The sequence below is a fragment of the Mycobacterium sp. genome (genome assembly GCF_035506235.1).
Classification (GTDB): Bacteria; Actinomycetota; Actinomycetes; order Mycobacteriales; family Mycobacteriaceae; genus Mycobacterium.
Window position 1 is genome coordinate 1 of the sequence record NZ_DATJPU010000063.1, and the last position, 2,927, is coordinate 2,927.

Sequence of the window (2,927 nt, forward strand, 5' to 3'; positions counted from 1 at the left end):
CTCTGACAGGGGGTTGTGTATGAGGCCGGGCCTGGCACACGGCTTGCTCCAACGACCGCTCGCCATGTGCGAATCCGCTCGGGCAAGCGATCGAAGGCGGCGCGAGGGCTTCACGCTCCTCGAGATGGTCGTCGTGATCGCGATCATCGGGATCATGGCCGCCGTTAGCGCGCCGAAGCTCGAGCAGTACTTCTCCAACCAGCGCGCGAGGGACGCGGCGCGCGACGTCGCCAATGCGTTCCGCATCGCGCAGGCAGAGGCGATTCGCACCGGCGACCCCCACATCGTCTACCTCACCGCAGGCAACCCGGCGGCCACAGACCCGAAAGGCACCGGGCTCGGTGTCGCGCCCAATGGTGCGCCGTGGCCGGTCGCGATCCTCGACGACCGCACGTCCGCCCTCTCGAACTGCGTCTACGACGCGGGACCGGAATCGCTGGAGTACCCCGTCTCGCCCGCGACAGGGGTCTCGTGGGGATTCAGCCTTTCCGCCGGAGCGGTGGCGCCGGGCGACGTCGGAGGCGGCAATCCGGCGAGCGGCTCGACCTTCACCACGCGCCCCGGCGGCCCCAACACCACGTGGGTGATGTTCCGCCCGGACGGGATCCCGGTCGGCTTCGACGCCGCCTGCACGCTCGGCGGCGTCGGTAGCGGCGGCGGCGGCGTCTACATCACCAACGGCAGTCGAGACTACGCGGTCGTGCTGTCGCCGCTCGGCGGCGTGAAGGTGCACGTCTGGAACGCGGGGGTGAACGCATGGACCAACTGATCGCTCGCTCGCGGCCCGCGCGGCCCCGCGGCGGCTTCACCTTGCTGGAGGTGGTGGTCGCGATGGGTATCCTCGCCACCGGGCTGCTCGCCGTGACCGCCGCGCAGCTCTACGCGATGCGGGGCGGCTCGACCGGGCGCCACACCACCGATGCGGCCGCCATCGCCCACACCCAGATCGAGCAGCTGCAGCGCATGAGCTTCGGCGATCCGGCGCTGTTGCAGACCGCGGGCTGGGTGGCGGGGACCGTGGGCGCGCAGCTCCAGACGACGATCCAGGCGAACCCGGCCGCGCAGGTCGAGCAGACCTACAACATCCAGTACCGCATCACCGACGTGACGCCCAACGAGATCAAGGCGATCGACGTGCAGGTCACCTGGAACGAGCCGAACCGTCCGAATCGCACGCTGATCCTCTCGACCTACATGCACAACGACCTGAGGACCCAGTCGTGAACGGCGCACCTCGACGGCGCCGCGGCTTCTCGCTCGTGGAGCTGATGATCGCCCTCGGCATCCTCGGCCTGGTGGTGGCTGCGGTGATGCAGACCTTCGTGGCGCAGAACCACGCCTACACGGTGGTCGACCAGACCACCGAGGCGCAACAGAACATGCGCGCCGTCGCGAACCTCCTGGAGCACGACATCCGGGCGAGCGGCTTCCTGGTGCCCGAAGGGGCGGCGACCTGCGCGACCGACCAGATCAACGGCCCCGACACGCTCTGGGTCACCGACGAGGACGCGATCAATCCGATCAACCAGACCCGGTCCCAGCTCGGAGCGACGGTCACGGGTGGCTTCACCGCCGCGAACACCGGCCTACAGACGGTATCGGTGGACAACGTCGTGCTGGATGGCAGCGCCTACTACGACACCAACAACGACGGCGTGGCCGACGCGGACTTCCAGCCGAACGGCGGCGTGATCGTGGTCGACGCCGACAATCCGCAGAAGGGCACCGCGTGCGGGACGGTGTCGAGCGTCAACCCGGGCGCGAACCAGCTCCGCATCGACTTCAAGACCACGATGTCGGCACCCGGCGCGACCGACCGCATCATCGTGGTCCCCGCGCACGTCTACGCCATCGACGCGGTCACCAACCCGGCGTCGCCCTCGCTGACCCGCGACGGGCGGCTCCTGGCCAACGACGTCGAGGACCTGCAGGTCGCATTCTTCTTCGACGTCAACGGCGACGGGCAGATGGGCGCGCCGGCCGCAGAGAACCCGGGCAGCCCCGGCACGCAGTACCTGTCGTCTGCCTGGGACAACCGGACGCTGCGCGAGATCCGGATCAACGTGGTCACGCGCACCAGCCAGGCCGATCCCAGCGACGTCGAGGGCCTGTTCCAGGCGACCGAGAACCGCGCCGCGGCGGCCGCCAACGACTCCTATCGCCGCCGCGTCCACACCACCTCGGTGCGGCTCCGCAACGTGGGCTTCCGGGGCCTGGCGTCATGAGGGAGAAGGCGATGCGAAGCGAGGCCGGCTCGGCGCTGATCGTGACGATGCTGATCCTCGTCCTGCTGGGGATGATCGGCATGGCGGCGCTCGACACGGTGACCCGGGATCAGCAGGTCGCGGGCTATCAGAACCGGGAGAGCCTGGCGTTCTACGCCGCGGAGGCGGGCGTGGCCGACGCGAAGGAACGCCTGCGCACGGGCGTGTTCGCGACCAACGCGCAGATCCAGTTCCCGAACCAGGCGGCCGCGGTGACGCTCGGCGACACCACGATCTTCCCGAGCGGGCAGCCGATGTACTTCGGCGACCCCGCCGCCGTCGGGGGCCAGGCGATCCTGTATCAGAACGCCGGCGCGCGCGACACCTCGAGCGGCAACGCCCTGAACGAAGGCCAGCAGCAGTGGTTCAACACGCTGTGGCGTGTCCAGGTCGAGGGCCAGACGCCGGACCAGGCGACGTCGCGGCTCGACGTGATGGCGACCAAGAGCCTTCCCGGCGGCAACTCGTACTGATCGCGATTCGAGAGTCCCAAACCCTGGAGGGGGCGAGGAGAGCGGCATGAAGGCCATCCACCGCAATCGGGCGATCGCGGCGCTCGCGCTGCTGGCGGCTCTGGGAGCACCCCTCGCGGGTGCCCGGGCCGCCACCACCGGCGCCACGGACGACACCGCTCTCTTCAGCACCGCGGTCGCGCCCAACGTG

Annotated in this window: 4 protein-coding genes; all 4 read left to right on the forward strand. The window is 69.7% G+C overall.

From position 1 onward, the window contains the following. Positions 1–64: 64 nt before the first annotated feature. Genes VMD50_RS06240 through VMD50_RS06255 form a run of 4 tightly spaced genes read left to right on the forward strand, consistent with a single transcriptional unit; the run spans position 65 to position 2,737 of the window. Complete coding sequence (locus tag VMD50_RS06240; RefSeq protein WP_325425919.1) at positions 65–769, forward strand: pilus assembly FimT family protein; 705 nt, start codon at positions 65–67, stop codon at positions 767–769. After that, the gene (locus VMD50_RS06245) at positions 757–1,224 is read left to right on the forward strand and encodes a type IV pilus modification PilV family protein (RefSeq protein WP_325425914.1); all 468 of its coding nucleotides are present in this window, start codon (positions 757–759) and stop codon (positions 1,222–1,224) included. Before VMD50_RS06240 ends, VMD50_RS06245 begins: the two co-directional genes overlap by 13 nt. Further along, entirely contained in the window at positions 1,221–2,225 is a 1,005-nt protein-coding gene (locus VMD50_RS06250) for a prepilin-type N-terminal cleavage/methylation domain-containing protein (RefSeq protein ID WP_325425915.1), read from the forward strand. The genes VMD50_RS06245 and VMD50_RS06250 overlap by 4 nt, the downstream gene beginning before the upstream one ends. Positions 2,226–2,236: 11 nt before the next feature. After that, entirely contained in the window at positions 2,237–2,737 is a 501-nt protein-coding gene (locus VMD50_RS06255) for a pilus assembly PilX family protein (RefSeq protein WP_325425917.1), read from the forward strand. Positions 2,738–2,927: the final 190 nt, after the last annotated feature.